Raw genomic sequence first — 25465 nt, forward strand, 5'->3', positions numbered from 1 at the left:
GGAATTTGATAGGATGGAATCGAAATGCATTATGAAGGAGAAATGCTTGAAACAAAGAAATTAAGTAGAAATGTTAAAATCTATACAGTGTTGATTGCTTTATTGCCAATAATTGCAATATATGCATCAGGGGTTCCAGGTATAAACTTAGGAGAGTTGTTTTTGGTCGCTTTTTGGGCGTATTCACTAATTTTTGTGAAAAAAGGCGTATTTAACAGTTATTCCCAAGTGAATATATTGATTTTCTTCGGATGGTATGCCATTTTTTCAACATTCATTTCAATGTTCTTTGATTCTAGTCAGATAAACGATGTGATGGTTAGAACGATTAGGTTTTGTTTTTATCTTTTTGTAATAGTCTATCTTTCTAGAAAATTCTTTAGCTTAAATTATGCAATTAAAGTTATTAAATTTGTATCTATTGCAGGTACATTTTATATTATTATTCAAAACATTAGTTACCGTTTCTTTGGGCTAATTCTAAAAGGATTCCTTCCTTTTATTCCAGTCTATACATCTCAATATGAAACGTATGATTATGCAGGTCTATATGAGACAATTTTTTACAGGCCAACGTCATTTTTCCTTGAACCTGCGCATTATTCGCAGTATGTCCTTATTGCTTTAGTATTATTTTTATTTAAGGAAGAGTTTAACATTAAAAATATAATTTCATCAGTTTTTATAACAATCGGAGTTTTATTATCTACATCTGGACAGGGCTTGATAATTGCAACTCTAATATGGTTTGTTTATATGCTAAATTTACTTCTTGCAAAAAGAGAAATATGGAAAAAAAGATTGTTGGGAATAACTTTCCCAATCATTACCTTGGCGGTATTACCTTTTTTGCTAAGAAGTGAAATTATACAAAACAATATTTCAAGAATTTTATCAAGTGGTAGTGCTACAAGTACTGCTGTTGGTGCTCGAACAAGTGGTTATTTAACCTTTATCATGGAGGACAGCATTTTTATCAAGCTATTTGGAGCTGGTTTTGGAAATACTCCACACGGCGTTTGGTTTGCAGGATTATCTTATATTTTATATTGTCTGGGTATTATCGGTTTTTTGTTTCTTCTAGGTATATTCTTAATCTACTATTTAAAAGCAAATAGTAAATTTATAAAAATGTTGATCTTTGTATGCTTTATGCTTTCGGTCTCTGCAGAGATAATCAATAGTTATTGGATAGTATTTATGTTTTCCCTTTTCTGCTACAATGGTGAACTTGTACCTTATATAAAAGCTAGTTATCACGTTATAGACCGGCGGAGGGGATTAATATGAAAAGAGTTTTAGTCTTAGTTGGTGAAAGTTTATCTGCTAACGGTATATGTGCTAATGCTGTTATGAATGAATTAAAGATTAAGGGGTATGAAGTTATCTGTTTAACCAATCAAGAATTTAATCAGAAAAATAGAGAAAATAAAAAAGGGGTTAAAATAGAGAAAGTAAAGCCCCGTTTGACATATAGAATGAATTTCTGGTGTAAAAATCATGGTGGTTTTTTATCCCGACTAATAAAAAAAGTTTCATTTATATTAAATAAAGCAAAGCTAGTAATAAGTATTCCAACATGGCCACTTATATCACCGTTTTACACATATAGATTTTATAAGTCTGCTAAAAAGTTGTATAAAAATCATAAATATGACTGCATTATTTCTATATATACACAAATCGATACGGTGATTGCTGGGTATTTTATTAAGAAGAAATATCCTGAGGTTAAATTTATACCATATTTTCTAGACTCACTTTCCGGTGGATACGGACCAAAGATGTTTTCAAAACAATGGGTAATTAAAAGAGGATTGACCTGGGAACGGAAATTATTAAAAATTGCTGATAAGATTATCATTATGAAATCTAGTGAAAGGCATCATCAAATTTATAGCAATGGGGAATCGTATTATTCACGTATAAAAGTGCTTGACATTCCATTATTAACGTCTTTATCCGATAAAGATACCACTACGGATTTACTTGATAATAAAAAAACTAACATAGTATATGTTGGTTCAATACCATGTCACATTCGTAATCCTAAATATTCTTTAGAAGTTTTTAAAAAGTTAAATATAGAAAATTGTAGACTTACTATTATAGGTACAAATACATGTCCTGATTTAATAAAAAAGGCGCAAGAAGATTCTAAGAAAAATGAGATAGTTTTAATTGATCAAATATCTCATGAAGAGGTTATTTCTGCATTGAGAAGTGCAGATGTATTGTTGAATATTGGAAATAACATAGCGTCAATGGTACCTAGCAAAATATTTGAGTATATGTCAGTTGGAAAACCTATTTTATCGTTTTATCCCATTGAAAATGATCCTAGTATAAAATATCTAGAGCACTACCCTCTCTCCTTATCTGTAAAGGAAGATTGGAACGAATTAAAAGATAATGTATTAAAAGTGGAGAACTTTATAAAAGGCTCATGTGGTAAAACTGTAAATCTTGAAGAATTTGAAGAGAAAATGTATAAAAATACACCAAAAGCCTTTGTAGAGGAATTAGAAAAAATATTCATTTAAATTTACCAAATTAGCAATTTAGTTAAACTGAATTTAATTAAAATATGGAGGAATGTACAATGTTTAAAGGAAAGACTCTATTAATAACAGGTGGAACTGGGTCCTTCGGTAATGCAGTAATGAACAGATTTTTAAACACTGATATAAAAGAAATTCGGATTTTTTCAAGAGACGAAAAAAAACAAGATGATATGCGGAAATTTTACAAAAATGATAAACTTAAGTTTTATCTTGGGGATGTAAGAGATTTGGCGAGCGTTAAAAATGCGATGCATGGGGTGGATTATATTTTCCATGCAGCAGCATTAAAACAAGTTCCATCTTGTGAGTTTTTCCCTTTAGAAGCGGTAAAAACAAACATATTGGGTACAGATAATGTACTAACAGCTGCTATTGAATATGAAGTAAAGAAGGCAATTTGTCTCTCAACTGATAAAGCTGCATACCCAATTAATGCGATGGGTATTTCAAAAGCGATGATGGAAAAAGTATTTGTTGCTAAATCGAAAACGGTTGATCCCGATAGGACATTAATTTGTGGAACAAGATATGGAAATGTTATGGCCTCACGCGGATCAGTTATACCATTATTTATTGAACAAATTAAAAGTGGTCAGCCTTTGACAGTAACGGATCCTAATATGACAAGATTTCTTATGAGTTTAGAAGAAGCGGTAGAGTTAGTAATCTTTGCATTCCAAAATGCTGAAGCAGGAGATATTATGGTCCAAAAATCCCCAGCTAGCACTATTGGTGATCTTGCTCAAGCTGTAAAAGAATTATTTAATGCGGATAATGAAATAAAGATTATTGGAACCCGTCATGGAGAAAAACGTTATGAAACACTTCTTACGAAAGAGGAATATGTAAAGGCAGAAGATTTACCTGGTTTCTATAGAGTTCCTGCGGATCAAAGAGATCTTAACTACGATAAGTATTTTGCGGAGGGAGATCAAAAGCTAACTACTGTAGAAGAATATAATTCTGATAATACACAAATTCTTAATGTTGAAGAAATTAAAGGAAAATTACTTGAATTAGATTATGTGCAAAAAGAGCTTAAAGAATGGAATAAAAAGGTTCATGTAATGAACTAAAGGTGGTAGTTATTCATGAAAATTCTTGTAACAGGTGCAAACGGGTTTGTAGGAAAAAACCTTATCGCAGAGCTTAAGAATAGAGGATTTAACGATATATTTGAGTTTAGTCGAGAAAGTGATCTTTCACTACTTGAAAAGTATACAAAGGAATGTGATTTTGTTTTTCATTTAGCGGGAGTAAACAGACCGGAAGATGAAGAAGAATTTATGAAAGGTAACTTTGGTTTAACTTCTCATTTATTAGAACTATTAAAAAAACAAGACAATAAATCTCCTGTTCTCATTTCCTCTTCTATTCAAGCAGAAAAGGATAACCCTTATGGAAGAAGTAAGAAGGCAGGAGAAGACTTATTATTAAACTATTATTATGAAACAGATGCAAAAGTTTATGTATATCGACTTCCAAACTTATTTGGTAAGTGGAGTAAACCTAACTATAATACTGTGGTGGCTACTTTTTGTCATAATATAGCTAGAGATTTAAATATTCAAATCAACAATCCAGATGCAGAACTTAACCTTTGTTATATCGATGATGTATTAGAGGAGTTTTTAAGAGCTTTAGAGGGAAAACCTACAATGCATGGAGATTTCTGTGTTGTTCCTGTAACACATAATATTAAACTTGGAGAGTTATCTGAACTTATAAAGAGTTTCAAAGAAAGCAGAACAAATTTAAGTATTCCAAATATGGAAAATGCATTAACTAAGAAGCTATATAGTACTTATTTAAGCTTTTTACCTGAGGATCAGTTTTCATATGACCTTAAAATGAATTGTGATCATAGAGGATCTTTTACAGAATTTCTGAGAACACCTGAAAGAGGGCAAGTTTCCTTAAATGTGTCTAAACCTGGGATTACAAAAGGAAACCATTGGCACCATACTAAAAATGAAAAGTTTTTAGTTGTTAGTGGAGAAGGTTTAATTCGCTTTAGAAAGATAGAATCTGATGAAATTATTGAATATAGAGTAAGTGGAGAAAAGCTACAGGTTATAGATATTCCTACTGGATATACACACTCGATTGTAAACGTAGGAGAAAAAGATCTCGTAACAGTAATGTGGGCAAATGAATGCTTTAATCCAGAAAAGCCGGACACTTATTTTGTGGAGGTATAATTAATGAAGAAATTAAAAGTCATGACAGTAGTTGGAACTAGACCTGAGATTATAAGACTGTCAGCTGTTATAAAAAAATTAGAAGAGTCAAATGCAATTAAACATACGCTTGTCCATACAGGGCAAAATTATGATTATGAATTAAATGAAGTGTTTTTTAACGATTTTAATTTAAAAAAGCCTGACTATTTTCTTAATGCAGCTACTGGAACAGCGGTAGAAACTATAGGAAATATACTAGTTAAAATAGATCCTATTTTGGAAGAGGTAAAACCAGATGCATTACTAGTATTGGGTGATACCAATAGTTGTTTATGTGCTATTGCTGCAAAAAGAAGACATATTCCTATTTTCCATATGGAAGCGGGAAACAGATGTTTTGATCAAAGAGTACCAGAAGAAACTAATAGGAAAATTGTCGACCATACAGCTGATATTAATTTAACTTATAGTGATATTGCAAGAGAATATCTTCTTAGAGAAGGATTCCCATCAGATAGGATTATTAAAACAGGAAGTCCTATGTTTGAAGTTCTAAATTCCAGAAAAGACGATATTGAGAATTCAGACGTGTTAGAGAAATTAAACTTAGAAGAAGGAAACTATTTTGTAGTATCGGCTCATAGAGAGGAAAATATTAATTCAGAAATTAATTTCTTAGATTTAGTGGATAGTTTAAATGCGATTACAGAAAAATATAACTTGCCATTGATTGTAAGTACACATCCTAGAACTAGAAATATGATAGAGGCTAAGGGTATAGTGTTCAATCCTTTGGTTAAAACAATGAAACCTTTAGGGTTTAATGATTATGTGAAGCTACAAACTAAGGCTAAAGCTGTACTTAGTGATAGTGGAACGATTAGTGAGGAATCTTCTATTCTTGGTTTTAAAGCTCTTAATATTAGACAAGCGCACGAAAGACCAGAGGCGATGGAAGAAGCATCCGTTATGTTAGTAGGCTTAAAAAAAGAAAGAATATTACAAGGGTTAGAAATTCTAAATACACAACAAATAGGTACTCTAAAACTAGTTAGTGACTATAGTAAACCAAATGTTTCTGAAAAAGTATTAAGGATTATATTATCCTATACAGATTATGTAAATAGAGTCGTATGGAAAGAATAATCAATATAGAGTAAGTCTTAAGCGTGAGGGTGGAACCTAGTGCATAATGATCGAAAATTAAAGATAGTTTATTTAAATTCAGGGAATTTTGGTAGTACCGGGAGTATTATGCTTAATATCGCAAAGAAAGCCGAAGAACAAGGATATACGGCCTATATTGCCTATGCAAATTCCCGTTCAAATAAAATGAAAAAACTAGAAAATGAAATCCTAATAGGAAGTATTATTGAAAGAAACCTTTCATTACAACTATCTTATTATACAGGTTTTAATGGTTGTTTTTTATACCTTGGGACTAAAGATTTTCTTAGAAAACTTGATATAATAAAGCCTGATATTATTCACCTGCATAATCTACACAATTGTTATATAAATCTAAGAATGTTATTTAATTATATTAAAAAAAATAACATTTCTGTAATTTGGACTTTACATGATTGTTGGGCATTTACAGGCCATTGTCCACACTTTTCTGAAATAAATTGTATGAAATGGAAGGATGGATGTTTTGATTGTCCACAATTCAGGGAATATCCAGCCAGTAAAATAGATAGGACTAGAGAGATGTACCATTTAAAAAAGGAATGGTTTACTGGTGTGGAAAATATGGTTATCACCACTCCATCAATATGGTTACAAGAAAGAGTAAAGGAATCTTTTCTAAAAGAATATCCGATTAGAGTGATTAATAACGGAATTGACCTAAATGTGTTTAAACCTACAAAAAGTAACTTTAGAGAAAAATTTAATTTAAGAGATAAAAAAATTGTATTAGGCGTAGCCAATCCATGGAGTAAGAAAAAAGGCTTAAATATATTTGTTGAATTAGCTGCGCAATTAAATGAAAATTACCAGATCGTATTGGTAGGATTATCGGAAAAGCAGATAAGAGAAATACCTTCAAACATACTTGGATTAATAAAAACAGATAATGTTCGGGAATTAGCAGAGATATATAGCACTGCTGATTTTTTTATGAATCCTAGCGTTGAAGAAACTATGGGGATGGTAACTGTCGAAGCATTAGCTTGCGGAACTCCGGCAATTGTTTCAAACATGACTGCTGTACCAGAAAGTATAACCCCTGATTGTGGAATTATAGTAGAAAAATATAATACTGAAGAGTTTTATAATGTATTAACTAATAACAAAAGTGAATTTAAAAAAGAGAATACATTAAATCAGGCGAAAAAGTATGAAATGAATAGTAAATATAGAGAATATATTTTAATTTATGAAACGATTGTCTAAAAATATGGAATTAGTTAATTAATAATAGAATCAATTGGAGGTAAGACAGTGAAAGTAGGCACTATAACATTTCATTGGGCAACTAATTACGGGGCTGTCCTTCAGGCATTTGCCCTTCAACAATATATTATTTCGCTAGGGTATCAAACGGAAATAATAAATTATATACCATTTAAAGTAAAAGCTACTGGAATTTTAGCGAACATTAAAAATATAAGGATCAATGAGTTAATAAAGGAAAAAAGAATTAATAAATTTAGAAAGAATAACTTAGCTTTATCGACTAAAACATTCTATTCAAATAAGGAATTGGTGGAAAAGTGTACAGATTATAATGTTTTAATCTGCGGCAGTGACCAGGTTTGGAATGAATGGTTTTTATTACACTCAGAGAATGATGTTAATAAGAGCTATTACCTTAATTTTGCTAAAGATAAAGATGTGAGAATATCTTACGCAACAAGTTTTGGGACAAACGAGTTAAAATCTGAAGTTTCGGAGATAATTGCACCTGAATTAAAAAAATTTAAAAACATTGGTGTTAGAGAAAATACTGGTAAGGACATTGTTGGGAAATTGGGATTACAAGCTACACGTGTTGTTGATCCTACATTACTAGTTGATAAAAGCATTTATGAAAATTTGTTAATTAATAAGAAAAATAAAAAGACAGTTCAGCTTTTTTCCTACATTTTACATGAAAATCAAAATTTAGCTCATCAAATAAAAGATTATTTATATAATGATAAACTTAATGGATTTCGCGACAACTTGTACAATAATGAGCCTATCGAGTTAATTGATTGGTTATATAAGATAAAAAATGCTAAATTCGTGGTTACTAATTCATTTCATGGAGTAGTTTTTTCAATAATATTCCACAAACCGTTTATTATTGTTCCTGTTGAAGGCTCAAAGATGAATGATAGGATTTTAACACTTTTAGATGCATTAGATTTAATGAATAGAAAAATAGATATCTATGATGAGGGGTTAATTAGTAACCTATATAATGAAAAAATTTATTGGGATATGGTTGATGAAAAGTTAAAAACACTACAAGAAACTTCTCGAGAATTTTTAGATAATGCATTATTAAATAAGGGATAATCTTTTGTATTAAGAAGGAAGATGTTTTTAGTGAATCAAATGAAATCAGGAGCAATTTTATCATACGTATCCATTCTTATAACGATACTTGTTGCTCTTTTATATACGCCAGTTATGATTAGGCTTCTTGGTCAAGCAGAATATGGACTCTACGCTTTAATTGGTTCAGTTTCTGCTTACCTAAGTGTCATGGATATGGGATTAGGTAATGCAATAGTAAGGTATACTGCCAGAAATAGAGCAATAGGTGATAAAGAAGTAGAATCGAAGTTGAATGGGCTGTTCTTAATACTCTATTCTATTATAGGAGTACTGACAATAGTTGTTGGTATTATTCTGTATAATACAATTGACAATATATTCGGAGCCAGTTTAACAGTATCTGAATTAGAGAAAGCAAAAGTTATGGTGATTATTCTAATTATTAATTTTGCTCTATCCTTTCCACTAGCAGTATTTGGTTCAATCATGCAGGCATATGAAAGGTTTGTTGTTGTCAAAGTTGTAGCAATTCTCCGTTCTATAATAGTGCCAGTTATTACCTTACCTTTATTATTTATCGGATATGGATCGGTAGCGATGGTAGTTATTACTACTGTAGTAAATATATCGTTTTTACTGTTTAATGTTTACTATTGCTTTAGAAATATAAAGATTAGATTTTACTTTGGAAAAGTAGATTTTCAGTTATTGAGAGAAATACTAGGTTATTCATTTTTCATTTTCTTAGCAATTATTGTAGATCAAATTAATTGGAATACGGGACAGTTGATTTTAGGTGGAGTGTCAGGTGTAGCTGCTGTGGCAATATTTGCAATTGCGATTCAATTTGTTAGATTATATTTGCAGTTTTCTACTGCGATAAGTGGTCTGTTTTTACCTCGCGTCTCTATGATGGTAGCTAATAATGCAAGTAATGAAGAATTGTCGGAAATTATGATTAAATATGGCAGAGTGCAGTATTTAATAATGGCATATATCTTATGTGGGTTTATTTTATTTGGGTATAATTTTATAGGTATGTGGGCTGGTTGGGACTATACTCAAGCTTACTATATGTCATTGATTATTATGATACCAATTACTATTCCTTTGATACAAAATATTGGAATAGCTATATTGCAAGCTAAAAATTTACAAGGTTTTAGATCAGTAGTTTTAATTATAATAGCAATATTAAATGTGATTATTTCCATACTGTTGGCAAAAAAATATGGCGGCATTGGTGTAGCTTTAGGGACTGGAATTTCTTATGCTATTGGTAATGTTATTATAATGAATATTTATTATCATAGACGGGTAGGACTTAATATACCGCTTTTTTGGAAGAATATAGTTTTGATGTCAATACCTGTTGCACTTTCCTTGTTTATAGGATCTGTAATTAATTATTTTTTACCACAAGATAGTATCCTCGTTTTATTAGTTAAAATTATATTATATTCAATCCTTTTTGGATGTTTAATGTGGTACAAGGGATTAAACAAATTTGAAAAGTACTTATGTACTTCAATTGTTAGAAAGATCATTAAAATATACGATAAGGCTCGTAAAACATATAAGTCATAGTATTTCAAGGATGTGTATAAATGAACGAAAAGGTTAAAGAATTAATCGACACAGTAATAAGTAATGACTATTGTATTGGATGTGGAGCTTGTGCAAGTTTAGAAAGCTCTCCTTTTACAATGAAAATAGACGGAGATGGGAAATATAGAGCGTTTTTGAATGAGGGCGATCAAACTGAAAAAGTGAAAGGTAATGCTTTAGCCGTTTGTCCTTTTTCAAATGATAGCAAAAATGAAACGGATATAGGAAAAGCTGTTTTCGGAGATTCAAATGATACTAGCTTTAACGAATTTACAGGATTTTATATAAAGAATTATGCAGGTTACGTTAAAGAAGGGGAATTTAGAAAACGAGGAAGTTCTGGAGGTATGGGGAACTGGATTGCAGCTCAGCTATTAAACGCAAATCTAGTTGACGGCATCATCCACGTCAAATCCGCACACGGAACTGATAATAATATGTTATTTGAATACCAAATTTCCTACAATGAAAATGAATTGTCTAAAGGTGCTAAGTCAAAATACTATCCAATTGAAATGTCCAAAATCATAAAATTTGTAACAGAAAATGAAGGTAGATATGCATTGATTGGTATACCTTGTTATATTAAATCTATTCGCTTATTAGCAGACCAAAACGAACTTATCAAAGAAAGAATTAAGTATTCAATTGGACTTGTTTGCGGTCACTTGAAAAGTGATATGTTCGCAAAATCAATGGGTTGGGAAATGGGAATAGAGCCTGATAAATTAACTAGTATTGATTTTAGAAAAAAATTAGTTGATAGGCCAGCTAATGATTATGGAGTTGAAGTTCAAGGTGAAAAAGATGGTCAAGAAGTTGTATTAAGTTCACCCACAAATGAGCTATACACTACTAACTGGGGACATGGGTTATTTAAATATAATGCATGTGAATTTTGTGATGATGTCCTTGCAGAAACTGCTGATGTAACAATTGGAGATGCTTGGCTACCAAAATACTCAAAGGATAGCATGGGTACCAATATTATCGTTGTTAGAAATCCTGTTATTCAAAAGATATTGGAAGAAAATAAGGCTAGTACCATTCATATTGAGGAAATAAGTCCCGAAAAGGTTTATCAGTCTCAAGCAGGTGGATTTCGACATAGAAGAGATGGACTATCTTATCGATTGTATTTGAAGGATAAAAATAATGAATGGCGACCAAATAAGAGAGTAGAACCCAGTCACAAGCATACTTCAAAAAGAAAGAATATTTATAAGAAAAGAACATTCCTATCACAGGAAAGCTTTAAAGCTTATAAACTAGCAGAAAAAGAAGAAGACTTTGCTGCATTTATTAAATATATGGATCCAATTATTAAAGATTATGATAAGACGGTAGCACCATCTGTAGCAAGAAGGATTTTAGGGAAATTGAAGAGAGAGGTTTTTAAGTTAGTGAAAAAATAAAGGGTAGTTATATATTTTAAGCGTTAAAGGGATGTCCTGAAAGATTTCTACATTTGGGGACATAGGGACAGGTATGTACTGCACCCCAATTGTTAGACACAACAAATAACAATTGAGAATACTGGGGGCAGACCCCCACTTTATGACATTTTTCCAATCTGGTTTAACATAATAATTGCAGTTGTTATCTCTTTTATATTATCTAGTTTATATTATCTAGTTTATCTTATCTTTACATCGAGTTACCCTCAATTAAATTAGCTAGGTATTTAACAGATAGAAAAAAAGAAATAAAATTAAAAAGGGAAGTAGCATAGGCTCTGTACTGTTTGACTAACGAGTTTCTTTTAAGATGCATGGTGGGGTGGTCATATATTGGTGAAAAAGTTTTCAGCTTTGTTCCCTCTAATAACTAGAACATTGTCAAATTAAATAATAAATAGATATATTACAGATATTGAGGTTACATTTTACGAAATTGATGTAACGGATAAACAAGCTGTTGATGTTATTTTCAATAATAATAAAAATAGATGTTGTCATTCATATTGCCGGCTGGAAAGCAGTAGGGGAATCAGTAGACATACCATTAACTTATTATTATAACAATATTGTAAGTACTATGGTTCTTGCAAAAGCTTGTCAGAAATATGATGTGAATAGGTTTGTCTTTAGCTCTTCTGCAACTGTATACGGAGATAATAAAGTTCCTTTTGTTGAGACTATGGGTCTTTTACCAACTACAAATCAGTATGGTGAAACTAAAGCACTGAGTGAGCGAATTCAAACTGACATAGCTAAAGAAAATCCGGAATTTTCAGTTGCACTTCTTCGATATTTTAATCCAGTCGGTGCTCATGAGAGTGGATTAATTGGTGAAGTAACTAATGGCATACCAAATAAGCTAATACCTTATGCACTCAGGTTGCCAATGGGAAAATTGAAAAACTACGAGTCTTTGGTAACGACTAGCCAACAATAGAAGGTACGGGAGTAAGAGATTATATTCTTGTGCTGGATCTAGCAGAAGGACATGTTGCGGCGTTAGATAATCTTAAAGAAGGTGCCCATGTTTATAATTTGGGGACTGGTCAAGGTACCAGCGTACTTGAGTTAGTTAAAGCTTTTGAAGAAGCTAATGGTTTTGAAGTTCCTTATGAAATAGTAGATCGCAGATCTGGAGATATTGCTTCATGCTATGCTGTTGCCTCAAAAGTAGAGTGAGAACTAGGTCGGACAGCCAAACGAAATATTATTGCCATGTGCCGTGATGCATGGCGATTCGAGAAGAATTATAATGATCAAAGTGAATCTAAATAAATTTTTAATACCGGTTGATTCGGAAACACGGGGGCGGTAGTTCGCGCCCCATAAAGTAAATGTTGAAATATTCAATAATGGGCAACATTGATTTAAGTTACAGTTATGTACTAATTATGTATTATTTTGGTATAAAAAAATGATATTTAAGATTAAAAGGAGCTATTTGAATATGGGAGTAATTAAAACTTCACATTTAAATATTAGAACTGTTTTAACTTTAACATTTATAATTTCATATGGATTATCTGCTTTTTTGTTTAGCGATTTAAAATCTATAAATAGTTTTTACTATTTACGTTTATTTATTCCAACTGTTATTATCTTTATTTGTTTTATTATAAGTTATAAGACAGTTAATTTAATTCAAAAAGATAATAGTATATATAAAAAATACTATATAATAAGTGTCATTATAGTTTTTTTCATTCTTTCTTTAATACTTTCTAATGCTATTAAATTCCCATTGGTTCAATTTGATACTTGGCAAGTTTTTGACGTTTCAAAAAATGTATTTGTTGATTTTGGAAGAATGGATATGATAAGGCAACATATCATTAATACCCCATATCAAATGGCATTCCCACCTTTATATCCTTTTTTAATGGCATCAATAAATATGTTTTTTAACTTTGGTGTTTTGTCATCTGTTGTAATCAACTTTATAGTATGTTTTTTACTATTATACTATATTGTGAAAATGGGTATACAAACACAAAATGTATTTGTAAGTTTAATAATTAGTGCATTATTACTGTTAAATACTGAAATGGTGAATTGTTATGTAGGTGGTAGTACGATCCCTTTAAATTTATTGTTATTTGTAATAACTTCTTATATTATAATTAAAAATATCAATAAATTTAATGTGAAAAGGGTTATTTTATTATCAATTATTTCAGGTCTAGGTGTGTTAAACCGTTTTGATTATTTACCAGTAGCATGTGCCTTAGGTGCTTTAACGATTTTCCTGAATAAAAAAGTTTTCTTGAAATTTATAGTATTCTATTTTGTAGGCTTAATAATTATGCTTTCTCCTTGGGTAATTTATTCAAAACTTCATTTTGATGTGTTTTTTATAACAGATAATGGACGTCGCTTAATTAATATTCCAGATACTAGGCCATCTACATTTTTTTCAATAGACAATCCTGCATTAACATTTTTCGACGACCCAGTACTCTGGTTTCATGAAAGTTTGAAAAGATGGCTTATTGGTATAAAAAGTTTATTTATTTTCATTTCAGAATATACGTATGTTAAAGAGTTATTTATAACGTTCACTATTTTAATAGGATCTGGTTTAATAAGAATGAACAGCAATATTGAAAGGCTAAAGCATTATTTGAAAGAAAAAGCCTTATTTATTCTGTTTATCCCAATATTTTTACAGACTATAGCAATATTATTAACCGGATATTCAGACACCAGGTATCATATTTTAGTATCGTTCTTCACATTTTACGTTGTTTTATATATTTTATTTAATTTTCTTAATAAAAATTATAACTTAAAAAATTATTCTACTAAGCATATTGTCCTTGTGCTTATCATTTCTTTATGTGCACTAATACCTAAATTAGACGATTATATATTTGAAAAAATTGCATTCAATTCCATGAAGGCTCTAATTTCAGAAAGTAACACCGGTTATGCTTTAAATATATCTGAAAATCAACACATATATGATTATTTGAGTGGTAAGGTACATCCAAGAATTATTATTAACAGGAATGAACCAACTATAGATTTGCCTAAATTTGCCGCATTGTCTAATCAGGTTACAATCATGTCGCCTAATAATATTAGTGTAACTAATGCTAAAGATTTTGTTGAATTTTTTGATTTGAACTATTTGTATTCTTCTGATAAAGAACTAGTAGATATTTTTAAATCAATAATGAATGTCAGAGCAACAGAAATTACACATTTGTACCAACTTGGAGACTAAATACTATCTTAAATAGGAGATATTAAATATGAAAAAAGCATTGATTGGATATACAGGATTTGTTGGGACTAACTTAGATAAATCAACAGTTTTTCAAGAGAAATTTAATTCTAAAAATATAGATTCTATTGTAAATAGTGAATTTGGTTTGGTTATTAATTCTGGGGTAAGAGCAGAGAAGTTTCTTGCAAATAAATATCCAGAAAAGGATCTAGAAGGTATAGATAACCTAGTAGGAATACTAAAGAAAATAAAGACAAAGAAATTTGTTCATATCTCAACAATCGATGTATACAATAACCCATTAAATGTTGATGAAAACACAACAATTGATAAAACAAAGTGTCAACCTTATGGATTAAACAGACTTTATTTAGAGGAGTTTGTTAAAGAACAATTTGCTGATTACCTTATTGTAAGGTTACCTGCATTGTATGGAAAAGGATTAAAGAAAAATTTTATCTATGATATGAGGACAAAAATTCCTAGTATGATATTGGGAGAAAAATTCAACCAGTTAGTTAAAGATTTATCAATGGATAAAGCAAATGTTTTGAAAGAATCCTATGATTTAGATGGGAACGGAAATTACCTATATAACACTAATAATGAAATAACTAAAGCAGATCTCATTAACATTTTAGAAACTATTGAATGTACTAGTCTTGTATTTACTGATTCTAGAAGTGAGTTCCCTTTTTATGATTTGTCCAATTTATGGAGCGATATAGAAAAAGCAATCGCTAACAATGTGAAAGTTTTAAATATCTCTGTAGAGCCAGTTTCAGCAAGAGAAATTGCAGAGAATTGCTTTAATGAAGAGTTTTCTAACATTATCAATGGAAGAGATCCTGTTAAGTATGATATGAAATCAATTCACTATAAGCTTTTTAATGGGGAGAATGGATATTTATATACGAAAGACGATGTCGTTAATGGTATAAATAACTATCTACGAAATGGTGGCTTCTAGAAATGAAGTTAGCTGTATCAAATATCGCGTGGACTGAGAGTGAAGATAAAGAGATTTACGCTTTAATGAGAGAGAATGGATTTGAAGGTCTTGAAATAGCTCCAACGAGAGTATTTGAAGATCCGTATGATCAAAGTAATGAAAAGCTTACAAAGTTTCGGAAGTATATTGAAAACCAGGAGAAGTTAAGCTTAGTTTCTATGCAATCACTTATTTTTAATCGACCGGATTTAACTTTATTTGAGACGGCAGATCAAAGAGAAAGCTTGAAAAACTATCTCAAAAAAGCGATTGATTTTGCTTCTGTATTAGGGATAGGAAATCTAGTATTTGGATCACCGAAAAATCGAGTAATCTACGATTATGAATCTCAATATGGAATTGCTGTTGAGTTTTTTAGAGAATTGGGAGAATATGCTTTAGAAAAAGGAACAGTAGTTTCCATTGAACCGAACCCTGAAGTGTATGGTACAAATTTTATCAATACGACAAAAGAAGCGATTGAACTAGTGAAAATTGTAGATTGTAAGGGACTGAGACTTCAAATAGATACCGGAACAATCCACATTAACAATGAAGATCTCAAGGTAATTACTGATGGAATTAACTATATTAATCATGTTCATATTAGTGAACCTTCTTTAAGTAAAATAGATTCAAATAATAAAGTCTTTTATCTAGAATTATTAAAAACCCTTAGCAATTTGCATTATAAAAACTTCATTTCCATTGAAATGAAGAGAACCAACCTGGATGAGATTAAAGAGGCGATGCAGTTAGTGAAGGATGTATGGAGCAGTATATCTACAAAAAATATTTAATTGAAAAATTAGTAAGGAGAATTACATGGAAGCTGTAAAAAAACAAATTCCAAAACATAGAGTAGAAATTTTTTCGAATAAAGCAAATAAATATTGTATTTGTATTCCTGTGATAAATGAGGGTAATCGTATAATTGGTCAATTAACAAAGATAAAGAATTTAGAATTAGATCAGATAGTAGACATTATCATATGTGATGGTGGAAGTACAGATGGTTCTATGGAAGTAGAAAGACTTAAATCGTTAGGAGTAAGGACGTTATTAGTAAAAGAGGATACAGGGAAGCTAAGTGCGCAGCTTCGAATGGGGTACGCCTATGCTCTTGAAGAGGGCTATGAAGGCATATTAACGATTGACGGTAATGGTAAAGATAGCGTAGAAGATATTACTAAATTCGTGGAAGCCTTAGATCAAGGATGGGACTTGGTACAAGGCTCTAGATACGCCCCTGGTGGAAAGGCAATTAATACTCCTAAGCTACGTCACTTTGCAGTGAAACTACTTCATGTCCCTATCGTATCAGCAGTTGCAAGATTTAAGTATACGGATACGACAAATGGATATCGAGCATATTCTAGAAGATATTTAACAGATGATCGAGTACAACCATTTAGAAAGATTTTTGATACGTATGAATTATTAGCTTATTTATCTGTTAGAGCTCCACAGTTAGGATATAATGCAAAGGAAGTCGGAGTAACAAGAGCATATCCAGATAAAGGAGAAATTCCTACAAAAATTAGTTTTCTAAAAGGCAATTCGAAGCTTCTTAAAATTTTATGGGGACTTATCATACGCGAATATGACCCTAAAGTGTAAATTTAAAACTATGGAAAACATTATAAATTCATTTAAGCAAAACTATAAAGGAATCATTCTTATTACTTTAGCATCTCTATGCACCTCCTTTGGGCAGATGTTTTGGAAACTTTCCGAAGGAGAGATTTCATTACATCTAATTGTAGGATTTGTTTTTTACGGTATAGGAGCAATTTTAATGATTGTTGCATTTAGATTTGGAGCTTTCTCTGTCATTCATCCGATGCTTTGTCTTAGCTATATTTTTGTTATTTTTATTGGTGTATTTATTATTGGAGAAACGATTAATGCATTTACCGTAGTTGGTATATTATTCATTATGATAGGTGTTGTTTTTATAGGAGGTGGAGACGATTAATTACATCCTTCTATTTATTATGACTATTATGGGATCGGTAGCTTCATTTTTTATTAAAAAATCTACACTTACGGGGAATATATTTTCGGTTTTAAAAAGCAATTATTTATATATAGGCTGCGGATTATATTTCCTATCAGCGCTATTAAATATATATTTGCTAAAGGTATTGCCATATACAGTTGTTCTACCTCTGACTTCGATAACGTATATTTGGTCATTTATTATTGCTTATATATACTTAAAGGAAAAAATCACCTATAGGAAGATTGTAGGAATTTCTTTTATAATATTAGGTGCTTTAGTTTTAAGTCTGGTACAAGGAGTTGCTTAAAATGAAATACGATAAGATCATCATAGGAGCTGGATTATATGGACTGTATTCAGCCCATTATTGTGCTAAAAATAATGAAAAAGTATTAGTTCTTGAATTTGATGAAAAACCAATGTCAAGGGCAACTTATGTTAATCAAGCTAGAGTGCATAATGGTTATCATTATCCAAGAAGTTACTCGACTGCGATAAAATCAGCAAATTATTTTAATAGATTTAATGAGGATTTTAGCTTTGCAATAAATAAGAAATTCAATAAAATTTACGCAACTTCAAAAGAATATTCATGGACTAGTGCTGAGGAGTTTAAAAGGTTTTGTGATTATTCAAATATAAAATGTGAAGAGGTGTATTCTGAAAAATACTTTAAATACGGTATGTGTGATGGGGTATTTGAAACTGAGGAATATACCTATGATGCAATGAAGATAAGAGATTATTACGTTGAAAAACTTAAAGAATACCCAAATGTGGAAATAAAATATAGTACAAGAATTAAAAATATAACCCAAAAAAATCATACGTACGAAATTAATATACAGGACAATCTAAATTATGAATCAGAATTTATACTGAACGCAACGTATGCAAGTACTAATCAAGTTAGTGACATGCTAGGGTATGATTTGTTTAAGATAAAATACGAAATATGTGAAATAATATTGTGTAAAACTACTGAAGATATATCTAATGTAGGGATAACCCTTATGGATGGTCCATTTTTTTCAGTAATGCCTTTTGGGCAGACTGGTTATCATTCTTTAACCTCTGTTACATTTACACCACATATGACATCTTATGATGAATTACCAACATTTGATTGCCAGGTTGGAAATAATGTGGGCTGTTCTCCTATTCAACTTGGAAATTGTAACAAATGTATCAATAAGCCAAATTCGGCTTGGAACTATATGTATGTCCTAGCGAAAAAGTATCTAAAAGAGGGTACAGATTTATTTTATAGGGATTCATTGTTTTCAATGAAACCAATACTAATGGCATCAGAAATAGATGACTCTAGGCCAACAGTCATAAAGCAATTCTCTTCTGACCCTACATTTATATCTGTTTTATCAGGAAAAATAAATACTATATATGATTTAGATGAGGTGTTGTCATGGAGAACAGTGGAAGTTTAAATAAAGAAAAAAACTTTATTTCTGCTGTAATATATGTAAAAAACAATGAAAGTACTGTTAATGATTTCTTAAGAAAAATAGATGAAGTTTTTCATAAAAATTTTACAACTTATGAGTTTGTAATAATTAATGATGCAAGTGAAGATAATAGTGTTAGTAAAATAAAAAGTATTAGTGAAACTATTAATGGAAATGTTACTGTTATAAATCTCCCTTATAAACATGGAATAGAAACAGCAATGCTTGCAGGAGTAGAATTTGCTATAGGTGACTTTGTTTACGAATTTGATTCGACAATAATAGACTATAATCTCGAACTGATAATGGAACTATATAATACAACTTTAGATGGAAATGATATAGTTGCAGCATCACCAAGTAACTCTATTAATTTCAGCTCAAAAATATTTTATAAATACCTTAATAATATCTCTAGACTAAACATGAGTCTAACAACTGAAACATTTAGAATAGTTTCAAGAAGAGCGTTAAATAGAGTTCTCAGGTCAAAAGAAAAATTAAGATATAGAAAAGCATTATATCACTATTCAGGTTTTAATTCTAAGACAATATTTTATGAGGGTATCAATACTGGCAATCGAAGAAGCAACCTAAGCGTTGGAGAGAAATTCAATTTGGCATCTGATGTTTTAGTCAGTTTTTCTGACATTGGAACTAAGTTACCATTAAGAATAAGTATAATTTTCGCGACAATCTCACTTGTAACTATTATTTACACAATTTATTCTTACTTTACTGTTGAAAATATTCAACCTGGTTGGACAACTACAATGATGTTTATTTCAGTTAGTTTTACTGGATTGTTTTTTGTGTTAGCTGTTATTTCTAAGTATATTAATGTACTGTTATATGAATTACAGGATAAACCAAGATATATATATAAGTCAGTAGATAGGTTCTCAAGTAAATAATAGTAGATTAACAGTTATCATAGATGCGATCTTTAGTTATGATTTATAATGTAATTGTAGAAATCTAAGTTGGGGTGGTATTTTATGAATATACTCGTAACTGGTGGTGCTGGCTATATAGGTTCGCTGTTTTTAGCAACAGTGTATGGGGATAATAAAGTTCCATTTAAAGAGACTATGGATCTTTTATCAACCACGATCTTTTATCAACCACAAATCCTTACGGTGAAACAAAAGCCATGAGTGAGAGGATTTTAACAGATATATCTAAAACCAATCCAGAATTTTCAGTTGCTCTTCTCCCCACTCGTCTAAAGTTTAACGCGTTAAAGTATGGTTTGGTGTTGAGTTGGCCTTGCAGGTGTTTCTGCAAGGTTATTAGTGTGTAAAATGGGAAAGTTGATGTTTGACTTTGTTTGGCTTTTGCGTTTGCTTTAGGTTTAAATATTTTAATAGATTGGAGTGAGTGAATGTCACGAAAACATAGAGTTTGGTTTCCGGGGGCGGTATATCATATTACTGCGAGGGGAAACAGAAGGTCTTCGCTTTTTCATAGTGGTGAGGATCATGTTATTTATTTAGAATTTCTAAATCGATGTACCCCTTTATCCTACATTCCTACTGCCTTAGGGACATAGGGACAGGTCCCTCGACCCAATCTAAAATTTGTCACAGATATGAAAAATAGTTAATTGTTTAGGAGGATTTTTTAGATATACATGGAATTGGTAAACGTTGATCCTCTAAATCCTCCTTTTCTTCGTCCGTATATAATCTAACCCCAAATGTTCAACAATTTTACCCAATTCATATGAAAAACAAGATGTAAATTAATAACCGCTGAGATGTTTATAGTTTTATAGCAACTACGTAATTTATCCCCCCTCCATTGTCTTGAAATTCACTTAAATGAATGAATGTCTTAATACAAAAAATACTGAGGTGATGTATGTTTGCCAAGGGAAGCAAGGAGAAAGAGTAGTAGTGGAATTTATCATATTATGTTGAGAGGAATTAATAGACAAAAGATATTTGAGGATGAGGAGGATAAGAGAAAGTTCTTAGATATCTTAGAGAAATATAAGAGAATTTGCAAATTCGAACTTTATAGTTATTGTTTGATGGATAACCATATCCATCTATTAATAAAAGTATCGGAGGAAGAAATTTCTACTGTGATTAAGAGAATAAGTTTGAGTTATGTGTATTGGTACAATATGAAATATGAAAGTTGTGGACATTTATTTCAAGAGCGATTTAAAAGTGAAGGTGTAGACAGAACGGTGTATTTTTTACTGTGCTTTGGTATATTCACCAAAATCCACTTAAGGCCGGTCTAGCTAAAAATGTATTTGATAGTAACTGGACAAGTATAGGGGAGTATGTAGATAGAACACGAATCGTGGATATTGATTTCGGGTTAAGTTTATTTTCCGAAGACAGGTGTACAGCTATAAGTTTATTTATAAAGTACATGCAGGAAACAAATGATGACCATTGTTTGGATGAAAAAGTAATCGTGAAGTTGTCTGATAGTCAGGTCAGAGAGTATCTGCAACAATTAGGGATTATAAGTAACAGTCAGTTGCAGCAAATGGATAGGGAGAATAGAGATACCTTATTGGTTAGTATTAAGGAATTGAATGGAGTAACAATCAGACAGATTTCGAGAATAACAGGAATATCAAAAAGTGTGATTCAGCGTTTACGTTAATAAGTAAAAGAAACTTAATAAATAGTAAGGAGCTTGAATAATGGTTACAAAGGTAATGAGTATAGGGATAAAAGGGGTGGAAGGTTATCGTGTTCAAGTTGAGGTGCAAACAATTGATGCGATTGAAGTCTTTGTCATTGTGGGTCTCCCTGATGCCTCTGTAAAAGAATCCAAAGAACGAGTAACAGCTGCTCTATATACATCGGGTCATCCATTGGTTGATCATCAAGTGATTGTGAATCTATCACCCTCAGAACAGAAGAAAAATGGACCATTATTTGATTTACCAATGGCAATTGGAATATATTAAAAAGCATAAAGGTGATAAAAGAGAAAATCTCAGACGGGACTTGTTTTATAGGTGCATTATCCTTGGATGGATCAATTCTACCATTTGAAGGAATGTTGGCAGCTGCACTTGCTGCAAAGAAACTACAGTTTTCAACTATTTACATGCCTTTTAACTCAGACCTACCAGAGATAAACATAGAAGGATTAGAAATAATCTATGTATCTTCTTTATTGGAAGTCATTTAACACTTATCTGGAAAGACGATTCTGCCATGTTATTTTTCAGTCCCTCAAAAAGTGAAGGAACTAGTTTATGAGAAAGATTTTAATCAAATCATCGGACATCAATTTGCAAAACGGGCTTTAGAAATTCCAGCAGCAGGAGAACACCATGTATTTATGACGGGTCCACCTGGTTATGGGAAAAGTATTTAGCAGAAACGTTTTCCACAATCCTTCCTCCACTATCCAGTAAAGCTCAGCTAGAAAAGGTAAGCTTATATCAACTGGCTGGTATTGATTATAATCTGATTTATATTCCCCCCTTTCGTAACCCACATCATTCAGCTTCAAGTGTTTCCATCATCGGAGGTGGACAAAATCCAAAACCAGGAGAAATCTCACTAGCACACCATGGGTATTATTTTTAGATGAAATGGCAGAGTTTTCAAAGAAAACCCTTGATATGCTAAGGCAGCCTATTGAAACTGGAAAAGTAACGATCAACCGCGCAAGGTCCATTGTAACGTATCCAGCTTCATTCCTTTTAATAGGCGCAATGAACCCATGTCCGTGTGGCTACTTAGGATCAAATACCCATTACTGTACATGTACGCCAAAACAAATTCAATCCTATCAAAACCGTATATCGGGGCCCGTCCATGACCGATTTGATATAGATCTCTCGTTAAAATCTGCTAATTTCGAGGACATTAATCAATCAACAAGCGAATCATCATATGAAATTAGACAACGAGTCAACGAAGCGCGTGAACGTCAGTACCAAAGATATGGGAAAGACTTATGTAATGGAAGAGTATCTTATGAAAATCTTACACTATATAACTTACTCCCAGATCAAATAAAGCAATCTCTCTATTCAATGACAATTAAGAAGAAGTGGAGCAACCGAGCCCAACTTAAAATCATCCGCTTAGCTTTAACCATAACTGACTTAAAAGGGGAAGAGCATATAACCGAAGAATCCCTGTGGGAAGCAATTACAATAAGTAGGAATCAAGATCATCATCTAATAGGAATGAAGAAGAGGGGATGAAGGTTGAAACTGAGGACAGGTCAAATGTCTAACAAGGATTGGACCACTCAAAAAGATACCATACTATCATTTATTGTGGATTTTAGTGCCTGTCCCTTTGTTCCTAGGACTTGCCAGAATAATATAGTAGATTTATAACAAAAAAAGTGATAAGATGTAAAAATACTGGAAATGAAAGTGAGTCTTTAGTCATGAATTCTACTGAAGTGAAAGAATCAACAGTTATCACCCAAGATACATTTATTCACGTGCTAAAAGCAGCATACGAAACTGGTCATAAGAACTCTTCTATGTCAGCACAAGATCTTATAAAAGAAATTGCTAGAACAATTAAACAGTCAGGTATGGCAAAGTAGGTAAGGTTGAGTACATACATAACAAGTGTTATTTACTTTTGTGAAAGTCAAATTTCTGAACAAAGTTACAACTTTGACAAGCCCTACCAGTCTGTTCTCCTGTATGAGGATCTTTGTAATAAACTTCATTAAACCCACATACTTGGCATTCCATTTCGTGCAGAATTTCTCTAGGACCCAATATGGCATCTAATAAATATTCAAAATACATCATATCCCCTCCAACTGCTTTTCCAACAATGTATCAAATATATAAGGAAAAAGTTATCGAATTCTGGGTTAAGTATTAATAAATTATCGACAATTATTTTAGTTGTTTAATATTAAATTAGATATAATGGTAAATACTACTACTTGATTAGGTGATTTGTACTTATATTATAAATGCCTGTATGTCCTAGTTGTTAAAGTTATTTGCTTAAATTTCCATATTTGTTAAATTGATTTGGAAGGTTGCTTAATATCAAAGGTAGCCTTTTTTGTGTTTGATCTTAGAAAATATTTTTAGCAGGATAAATTAATGTTTAGTATTTTACTGTTCTATTTTTTTGAAATTCAGCTATGTTAACAGAATTGGTTCAACTAATTCCAGTGGGATAGCAGGCTATTTCCCACACTATGAAATAAGCTCTTTGATTGCTTGCAGAATAATTTGCTTCCTAGCTCCTTCAATGATTGAGATTGTTTATCCTAGGACGAATCTCAAATCAATAGCATAGTATTAAGCAGACTCAAAAGGGGCATTTTCTTATGATTCTCACCAATCCTCACCAGCTGTTATATCTAGTACAAATTCTTCTGGGATAAACTCGACTGGTTTACCTTGATCTGATATCGGCTTCTTATTTCCATGAGCATAATTAATCTCCTCAACGGTGAGTAAAGATTCGTTTTCCCAATTTTTCAAGATACCAACAACATAATTCAACTTTTTTTTATTATTCGAACAAGCAATCTGCATGGCCTTGATCATCACATCTTTTGGATTCAAAAATCGAGAATTCTCTAACCATGATAATAACTGTTCCTTGGCATTCACGTTTGAATAGCCAAATCCATTTTGATCCCAAAATTCAACAATTTCTTGTGCATCATCTTGGTTCATACTTTGGACAGGCATTTCTTCTTTAGGATTATAATCTATATTTGGATAAAGAGCTTTTTGTTGTTGTTTTTTATTTTCTTTTTCTTTTTCTTTTTGCCCACGTATCGTCGAACGAGTCGTAAACGTATCGTCATAATACTCATCATATTCTTCTTCATTAAGCTCCACGACTTCTTTACCCATTTCATAAAAAGACTTGTAAATGGCTTGTATATCTTCTTTCGCAATTTGATTTGCTACATATGAAATTAGTGAAGTATCCTGAACATCCTTTAACTCAGAAATGATGCAGTCCATGACTGGCTTTCCACCTTTATGAAGGTTATATTTCCCCCAGTTCTTAATCGCAATTTCTCTCGTTTGAGGATTATAACGAATCAGTTTGTGGTGGTGAATCATCCGATCCATCAACGCAATAACCGTTTCAATTGAATACCCCATGTCAAATGCCATCTCTTTTTTCGTAATTTTATAGATACCGATTTGAGTTGTATGATGATTTGTAAGTAAATATAAAAAGAAGTATCTATCCTCAGGAGTAAGTTCCTCCGAAACCATCGGATTCTTCCAGAAATCAGTGCGTACCATTCTATATTTAGCCATTAATAACACAATCCTTTCACACATATTTTTAGGTGTCATTCTTACTTTGAAATCCACCTTTTCAATATAGTTATAGGAACTAAATGGGTAAAAGGGGTATCAGGCATGAGGGATTTTAACTAGGTTATTTTCATACGTGCAATTGATGTTTCAAATAATAATAGAGCGCAAGTGAAGATCTTTAGATTGGCAGCAATTAGCAGTATGATTCGGG

Annotated in this window: 24 protein-coding genes and 2 pseudogenes; 25 read left to right on the top strand and 1 reads right to left on the bottom strand. The window is 31.5% G+C overall.

Annotated features, from left to right (window positions below; all coding sequences use genetic code 11):
- Positions 1-24 precede the first annotated feature (24 nt).
- The 25 genes and pseudogenes from BK579_RS03525 to BK579_RS25430 all read left to right on the top strand — a co-directional run bounded on the left by BK579_RS03525 (position 25) and on the right by BK579_RS25430 (position 23543).
- Positions 25-1290 carry a hypothetical protein gene (locus BK579_RS03525; protein ID WP_078543562.1) on the top strand — a complete coding sequence of 422 codons (1266 nt, stop codon included), beginning with the start codon at positions 25-27 and terminating at the stop codon, positions 1288-1290.
- A complete protein-coding gene (locus tag BK579_RS03530; protein WP_078543564.1) occupies positions 1287-2543 on the top strand; it encodes a glycosyltransferase in 1257 nt (418 codons plus the stop codon). Before BK579_RS03525 ends, BK579_RS03530 begins: the two co-directional genes overlap by 4 nt.
- Before the next feature lie 59 nt (positions 2544-2602).
- A complete protein-coding gene (locus BK579_RS03535) occupies positions 2603-3640 on the top strand; it encodes a nucleoside-diphosphate sugar epimerase/dehydratase (RefSeq protein ID WP_078543566.1) in 1038 nt (345 codons plus the stop codon).
- A gap of 15 nt (positions 3641-3655) precedes the next feature.
- The gene (locus BK579_RS03540) at positions 3656-4765 is read left to right on the top strand and encodes a capsular polysaccharide biosynthesis protein CapF (RefSeq protein ID WP_078543568.1); all 1110 of its coding nucleotides are present in this window, start codon (positions 3656-3658) and stop codon (positions 4763-4765) included.
- Positions 4766-4768: 3 nt separating this feature from the next.
- Positions 4769-5893 (top strand): non-hydrolyzing UDP-N-acetylglucosamine 2-epimerase, encoded by a 1125-nt coding sequence (gene wecB, locus BK579_RS03545; protein WP_078543570.1) that lies wholly within the window; start codon positions 4769-4771, stop codon positions 5891-5893.
- A gap of 39 nt (positions 5894-5932) precedes the next feature.
- Entirely contained in the window at positions 5933-7144 is a 1212-nt protein-coding gene (locus tag BK579_RS03550; protein WP_078543572.1) for a glycosyltransferase, read from the top strand.
- Between the two features lie 48 nt (positions 7145-7192).
- Positions 7193-8254 (top strand): polysaccharide pyruvyl transferase family protein, encoded by a 1062-nt coding sequence (locus tag BK579_RS03555; protein WP_169891051.1) that lies wholly within the window; start codon positions 7193-7195, stop codon positions 8252-8254.
- A 39-nt stretch (positions 8255-8293) separates the two neighbouring features.
- A complete protein-coding gene (locus tag BK579_RS03560) occupies positions 8294-9823 on the top strand; it encodes an oligosaccharide flippase family protein (protein ID WP_235848549.1) in 1530 nt (509 codons plus the stop codon).
- Positions 9824-9843: 20 nt separating this feature from the next.
- Positions 9844-11259: a Coenzyme F420 hydrogenase/dehydrogenase, beta subunit C-terminal domain gene (locus tag BK579_RS03565; RefSeq protein WP_078543579.1), complete on the top strand. Its 1416-nt coding sequence runs from the start codon at positions 9844-9846 to the stop codon at positions 11257-11259.
- Between the two features lie 432 nt (positions 11260-11691).
- Positions 11692-12579: pseudogene (galE, locus tag BK579_RS03570) on the top strand (UDP-glucose 4-epimerase GalE).
- A 172-nt stretch (positions 12580-12751) separates the two neighbouring features.
- Complete coding sequence (locus tag BK579_RS03575; RefSeq protein ID WP_078543580.1) at positions 12752-14530, top strand: hypothetical protein; 1779 nt, start codon at positions 12752-12754, stop codon at positions 14528-14530.
- A 28-nt stretch (positions 14531-14558) separates the two neighbouring features.
- Positions 14559-15503: an NAD-dependent epimerase/dehydratase family protein gene (locus BK579_RS03580; RefSeq protein WP_078543582.1), complete on the top strand. Its 945-nt coding sequence runs from the start codon at positions 14559-14561 to the stop codon at positions 15501-15503.
- Positions 15504-15505: 2 nt separating this feature from the next.
- A complete protein-coding gene (locus BK579_RS03585) occupies positions 15506-16324 on the top strand; it encodes a sugar phosphate isomerase/epimerase family protein (RefSeq protein WP_078543584.1) in 819 nt (272 codons plus the stop codon).
- 25 nt (positions 16325-16349) lie between these two features.
- Positions 16350-17144: a glycosyltransferase family 2 protein gene (locus BK579_RS03590; protein ID WP_078543586.1), complete on the top strand. Its 795-nt coding sequence runs from the start codon at positions 16350-16352 to the stop codon at positions 17142-17144.
- A gap of 10 nt (positions 17145-17154) precedes the next feature.
- Complete coding sequence (locus tag BK579_RS03595; RefSeq protein ID WP_078550354.1) at positions 17155-17502, top strand: EamA family transporter; 348 nt, start codon at positions 17155-17157, stop codon at positions 17500-17502.
- Positions 17503-17530: 28 nt separating this feature from the next.
- On the top strand, positions 17531-17836 hold the full coding sequence (locus BK579_RS03600) for an EamA family transporter (protein ID WP_235848550.1): 306 nt from the start codon (positions 17531-17533) through the stop codon (positions 17834-17836).
- A 1-nt stretch (position 17837) separates the two neighbouring features.
- Complete coding sequence (locus tag BK579_RS03605) at positions 17838-18974, top strand: NAD(P)/FAD-dependent oxidoreductase (protein ID WP_078543588.1); 1137 nt, start codon at positions 17838-17840, stop codon at positions 18972-18974.
- On the top strand, positions 18953-19906 hold the full coding sequence (locus tag BK579_RS03610; RefSeq protein ID WP_078543590.1) for a glycosyltransferase: 954 nt from the start codon (positions 18953-18955) through the stop codon (positions 19904-19906). Before BK579_RS03605 ends, BK579_RS03610 begins: the two co-directional genes overlap by 22 nt.
- 84 nt (positions 19907-19990) lie before the next feature.
- The gene (locus tag BK579_RS26990) at positions 19991-20149 is read left to right on the top strand and encodes a hypothetical protein (RefSeq protein ID WP_407936238.1); all 159 of its coding nucleotides are present in this window, start codon (positions 19991-19993) and stop codon (positions 20147-20149) included.
- A 758-nt stretch (positions 20150-20907) separates the two neighbouring features.
- A complete protein-coding gene (locus tag BK579_RS26875) occupies positions 20908-21246 on the top strand; it encodes a transposase (protein WP_328589302.1) in 339 nt (112 codons plus the stop codon).
- Positions 21204-21620 (top strand): hypothetical protein, encoded by a 417-nt coding sequence (locus BK579_RS26880; protein ID WP_328589224.1) that lies wholly within the window; start codon positions 21204-21206, stop codon positions 21618-21620. The genes BK579_RS26875 and BK579_RS26880 overlap by 43 nt, the downstream gene beginning before the upstream one ends.
- Positions 21621-21660: 40 nt before the next feature.
- Positions 21661-21930: a magnesium chelatase domain-containing protein gene (locus BK579_RS26885; protein ID WP_328589225.1), complete on the top strand. Its 270-nt coding sequence runs from the start codon at positions 21661-21663 to the stop codon at positions 21928-21930.
- Between the two features lie 11 nt (positions 21931-21941).
- A complete protein-coding gene (locus BK579_RS26890) occupies positions 21942-22157 on the top strand; it encodes a magnesium chelatase domain-containing protein (protein ID WP_328589226.1) in 216 nt (71 codons plus the stop codon).
- A gap of 51 nt (positions 22158-22208) precedes the next feature.
- A pseudogene (locus tag BK579_RS26995) lies at positions 22209-23187 on the top strand (YifB family Mg chelatase-like AAA ATPase).
- Positions 23188-23333: 146 nt separating this feature from the next.
- Positions 23334-23543 carry a YwzD family small protein gene (locus BK579_RS25430; protein ID WP_204524665.1) on the top strand — a complete coding sequence of 70 codons (210 nt, stop codon included), beginning with the start codon at positions 23334-23336 and terminating at the stop codon, positions 23541-23543.
- A 757-nt stretch (positions 23544-24300) separates the two neighbouring features.
- On the opposite strand, the gene BK579_RS03630 is transcribed toward BK579_RS25430, so the two are convergent.
- Positions 24301-25251 (bottom strand): DnaD domain-containing protein, encoded by a 951-nt coding sequence (locus tag BK579_RS03630; protein WP_235848326.1) that lies wholly within the window; start codon positions 25249-25251, stop codon positions 24301-24303.
- Positions 25252-25465: the final 214 nt, after the last annotated feature.

It is taken from the genome of Litchfieldia alkalitelluris (assembly GCF_002019645.1).
Classification (GTDB): Bacteria; Bacillota; Bacilli; order Bacillales; family Bacillaceae_L; genus Litchfieldia; species Litchfieldia alkalitelluris.

What these genes read in the sequence shown, in the direction of transcription:
- BK579_RS03525 (WP_078543562.1), top strand. Translation starts at nt 25, where the DNA reads ATGCATTATGAAGGAGAAATGCTTGAAACAAAGAAATTAAGTAGAAAT.
- BK579_RS03530 (WP_078543564.1), top strand. Translation starts at nt 1,287, where the DNA reads ATGAAAAGAGTTTTAGTCTTAGTTGGTGAAAGTTTATCTGCTAACGGT.
- BK579_RS03535 (WP_078543566.1), top strand. Translation starts at nt 2,603, where the DNA reads ATGTTTAAAGGAAAGACTCTATTAATAACAGGTGGAACTGGGTCCTTC.
- BK579_RS03540 (WP_078543568.1), top strand. Translation starts at nt 3,656, where the DNA reads ATGAAAATTCTTGTAACAGGTGCAAACGGGTTTGTAGGAAAAAACCTT.
- wecB (WP_078543570.1), top strand. Translation starts at nt 4,769, where the DNA reads ATGAAGAAATTAAAAGTCATGACAGTAGTTGGAACTAGACCTGAGATT.
- BK579_RS03560 (WP_235848549.1), top strand. Translation starts at nt 8,294, where the DNA reads ATGAAATCAGGAGCAATTTTATCATACGTATCCATTCTTATAACGATA.
- BK579_RS03565 (WP_078543579.1), top strand. Translation starts at nt 9,844, where the DNA reads ATGAACGAAAAGGTTAAAGAATTAATCGACACAGTAATAAGTAATGAC.
- BK579_RS03575 (WP_078543580.1), top strand. Translation starts at nt 12,752, where the DNA reads ATGGGAGTAATTAAAACTTCACATTTAAATATTAGAACTGTTTTAACT.
- BK579_RS03580 (WP_078543582.1), top strand. Translation starts at nt 14,559, where the DNA reads ATGAAAAAAGCATTGATTGGATATACAGGATTTGTTGGGACTAACTTA.
- BK579_RS03585 (WP_078543584.1), top strand. Translation starts at nt 15,506, where the DNA reads ATGAAGTTAGCTGTATCAAATATCGCGTGGACTGAGAGTGAAGATAAA.
- BK579_RS03590 (WP_078543586.1), top strand. Translation starts at nt 16,350, where the DNA reads ATGGAAGCTGTAAAAAAACAAATTCCAAAACATAGAGTAGAAATTTTT.
- BK579_RS03595 (WP_078550354.1), top strand. Translation starts at nt 17,155, where the DNA reads ATGGAAAACATTATAAATTCATTTAAGCAAAACTATAAAGGAATCATT.
- BK579_RS03600 (WP_235848550.1), top strand. Translation starts at nt 17,531, where the DNA reads ATGGGATCGGTAGCTTCATTTTTTATTAAAAAATCTACACTTACGGGG.
- BK579_RS03605 (WP_078543588.1), top strand. Translation starts at nt 17,838, where the DNA reads ATGAAATACGATAAGATCATCATAGGAGCTGGATTATATGGACTGTAT.
- BK579_RS03610 (WP_078543590.1), top strand. Translation starts at nt 18,953, where the DNA reads ATGGAGAACAGTGGAAGTTTAAATAAAGAAAAAAACTTTATTTCTGCT.
- BK579_RS26990 (WP_407936238.1), top strand. Translation starts at nt 19,991, where the DNA reads ATGAATATACTCGTAACTGGTGGTGCTGGCTATATAGGTTCGCTGTTT.
- BK579_RS26875 (WP_328589302.1), top strand. Translation starts at nt 20,908, where the DNA reads ATGTTGAGAGGAATTAATAGACAAAAGATATTTGAGGATGAGGAGGAT.
- BK579_RS26885 (WP_328589225.1), top strand. Translation starts at nt 21,661, where the DNA reads ATGGTTACAAAGGTAATGAGTATAGGGATAAAAGGGGTGGAAGGTTAT.
- BK579_RS03630 (WP_235848326.1), bottom strand. Translation starts at nt 25,251, where the DNA reads ATGGCTAAATATAGAATGGTACGCACTGATTTCTGGAAGAATCCGATG.